The sequence below is a fragment of the Actinotalea sp. JY-7885 genome (assembly GCF_014525465.1).
Taxonomy (GTDB): Bacteria; Actinomycetota; Actinomycetes; order Actinomycetales; family Cellulomonadaceae; genus Actinotalea.
This window is the reverse complement of sequence record NZ_JACEXH010000274.1, coordinates 1-2,791: the sequence shown is the minus strand read 5'-3', so window position 1 is coordinate 2,791 and position 2,791 is coordinate 1. Positions and strand designations below refer to the sequence as shown.

The 2,791-nt window shown below is 76.2% G+C and carries 3 protein-coding genes; 2 read left to right on the top strand and 1 reads right to left on the bottom strand.

All coding sequences use genetic code 11. The features are described from left to right. The coding region (locus IDM29_RS16160) for a C40 family peptidase (RefSeq protein ID WP_188037787.1) at positions 1-510 on the top strand (510 nt) is incomplete at its 5' end. Between the two features lie 103 nt (positions 511-613). Here the strand turns inward: IDM29_RS16160 and IDM29_RS16155 are convergent. After that, positions 614-1,123, bottom strand: coding sequence for an inorganic diphosphatase (locus IDM29_RS16155; protein ID WP_182113015.1), 510 nt, complete (start codon positions 1,121-1,123; stop codon positions 614-616). Positions 1,124-1,224: 101 nt separating this feature from the next. Here IDM29_RS16155 and dacB point away from each other — a divergent pair, with 101 nt between their 5' ends. Further along, on the top strand, positions 1,225-2,628 hold the full coding sequence (gene dacB, locus IDM29_RS16150) for a D-alanyl-D-alanine carboxypeptidase/D-alanyl-D-alanine-endopeptidase (RefSeq protein ID WP_182113016.1): 1,404 nt from the start codon (positions 1,225-1,227) through the stop codon (positions 2,626-2,628). Positions 2,629-2,791 lie beyond the last annotated feature (163 nt).

Genomic DNA, 2,791 nt, shown 5'->3' with positions numbered 1-2,791 from the left:
CCGGCTCCCGCCCCTGCCCCCGCGCCTGCCCCCGCACCCGCACCCGCACCTGCCCCCGCCCCGGCCCCGGCCCCGGCCCCGGCTCCCGCTCCCGCCCCCTCGGACCCCTACGGTCTCGGGACCGGGTCGCAGCGCGGCTCGGCCGCACAGGGCGCGTCGGCCGTCGCCTGGGCCGTGGCCCAGGTCGGCAAGGCGTACGGCTACGGGGCGGTCGGCCCGAACGCCTTCGACTGCTCGGGTCTGACGAGCAAGGCCTGGTCGGCCGCGGGCATCGGCATCAACCGCACGTCGCGCGACCAGTACCGCCAGGTGCGCAAGATCGCCTACGGCGACATGCGCCCGGGGGACCTGATCTTCTACGGCGGCAACGGCGCCGACCCCGGCAGCATCACCCACGTCGCGATGTTCGTCGGCAACGGTCAGATGGTCGAGGCGCCGCGGCCGGGGGTCAACGTGCGCGTCACGTCGATCCGCTGGGCCGGCACCATGCCGTACGCCGGCCGGCCCTGAGCGGTCGGCAGCGCCCGCGCCGCAGCCCGTACGCACGAGAGGCCGCCCCGACGTCAGGTCGGGGCGGCCTCTCGTGGTGCGGCCTCTCGTCGGGAGCGACGCGTCAGTGCTGACCGTGCTTCTCGTAGTAGCCGGTGTCCGCCGCGCGCTGGATCGAGTTGCGGATCTCCTGCTCGGCCGCGGCCTTGTCGACCCAGTGGGCGCCCTCGACCGACTTGCCGGGCTCCAGGTCCTTGTAGACCTCGAAGAAGTGCTGGATCTCGAGCCGGTGGAACTCGCTGACGTCGTCGATGTCCTGGCGCCACGACGCGCGCTGGTCGCCGGTCGGCACGCACAGCACCTTGTCGTCGCCGCCCGCCTCGTCGCGCATCCGGAACATGCCCAGTGCGCGGCAGCGGATCAGGCAGCCCGGGAACGTCGGCTCCTCCAGGAGCACGAGCGCGTCCAGCGGGTCGCCGTCCTCGCCGAGGGTGCCCTCGATGAACCCGTAGTCGTCGGGGTAGCGCGTCGAGGTGAAGAGCATGCGGTCCAGCCGGATGCGGCCGGACTCGTGGTCCACCTCGTACTTGTTGCGCTGACCCTTCGGGATCTCGATGGTGACGTCGAACTCCACGTGCGCTCCCAGGGGTGTAGCCGCCACGGTCGGCGGTGTGCTGGGACTAGTGTGGCGCACCGGCAGGCGGGCGGGGCACCGCGGCGACGCGGGAGGTGCGGATGAGCAGGGCGGGCAGGGTGGCCGGGGCGCTCACGGTGACGCTGCTCCTGGGGGCCGGCGGCTACGCGGCGGCCGACGCGTACGACGTCGTGCCGGGTCTGGTCACGCTCGAGCCGGTCCCCGCGCCGGCCGCGCCCTTCCCGACGGCGCCGGGCGCCGTGCCGGCCCCCGACGTCGACCCCGTCGTGCCGGCGCTCGACCCGGCGGCCCCGGGACCGGGGGCCACGGAGGTCACGGCGCTCGCGCGGGACCTGGTCGCGGACCCCCGCCTGGGCACCTCGACCGGCGTCGTGGTCACGGACGTGCTCAGCGGCGAGGTGCTGGCCGACGTGGACGGGGCGACCCCGCGCGTCCCGGCGTCCACCGCCAAGATGCTCGGCGCGCTCGCCGCGATCACCGCGCTGGGGCCCGAGCGGACCCTGGACACGACGGTCGTCCAGCCGGAGCCCGGTCGGCTCGTGCTCGTGGGCGGCGGCGACATGATGCTCACCGCGGGGGCGGGGCAGCCGGACGCGGTCGTCGGCCGAGCCGGGCTCGTCGACCTCGCGGCGGAGACCGCCCGCGAGCTCCGGCTCGCGGGCGTGAGCCAGGTGGCGCTCGAGCTGGACGACACGCTGTTCTCCGGGCCTGCCATCCACCCCGCGTGGGACCCGTCCGACGTCGCTGACGGCTTCGTCGCGGCCGTCGCGCCGCTGGGGATCGACATCGCGAAGATCCGGCCCGGCGAGTACCCGCCGCGCTACCCGGACCCCGCGCTGCAGACCGCTCAGACGTTCGCCCAGCTGCTCACGGAGCAGGGCATCGCCGTCGCCGGTGCGCCGACCCGCGCCGCCGCGCCCGCGGACGCGCTCGAGCTCGCGCGCGTCGAGTCGGCGCCCGTCCGCGAGATCGTGCGCTACGCCGTGCAGGTCTCCGACAACACCATCACCGAGGTGCTGGGCCGCCTCGTCGCGATCGAGCACGGCCTGCCGGGCAGCTTCGAGGGCGCGACGAGCGCCGTCGTCGCCGAGCTGGGGCGGCAGGGGCTCCCGACGCAGGGCGCGGTGCTCGCGGACTGCAGCGGGCTCGCCGCCGGGTCCGCGCTGCCGGCCGCCCTGCTCACCGGTCTGGTCGCGGCCGCCGCGGATCCCGCCAACCCCAAGCTCCTGCCGGTCCTGGTCGACCTCCCGGTCTCCGGCTGGCAGGGCACCCTCGCGGAGAGGTTCGGCGCGGGACCCGCGCGGGGCCTGGTGCGCGCGAAGACCGGCAGCCTGCCGAACGTCACGTCGCTCGCCGGCACGGTCCAGACCTCCTCCGGGCGGCTGCTCGCGTTCGCCGTCCTCGCCGAGGCGACGCCCCGCGGCCAGACCGCGCCGCGCGCGGCCATCGACGGCTTCGTCCAGCAGCTCGCGGTCCTGCCGTGACCACCGCCGCGACGAGCGCCGACGTCGCGCCGATCCAGGTCGACTGGGAGCGCGCAGCGGCCTGGGCGGGTCGGCTCGCGTCGCCCGGCCCGACGGCGCCCCGCGCCGAGCTCGCCGCGCTGGTGGACGGGCTGCGGGACGCGGCCCACCGCGCGTACCCGCT

What these genes read in the sequence shown, in the direction of transcription:
- dacB (WP_182113016.1), top strand. Translation starts at nt 1,225, where the DNA reads ATGAGCAGGGCGGGCAGGGTGGCCGGGGCGCTCACGGTGACGCTGCTC.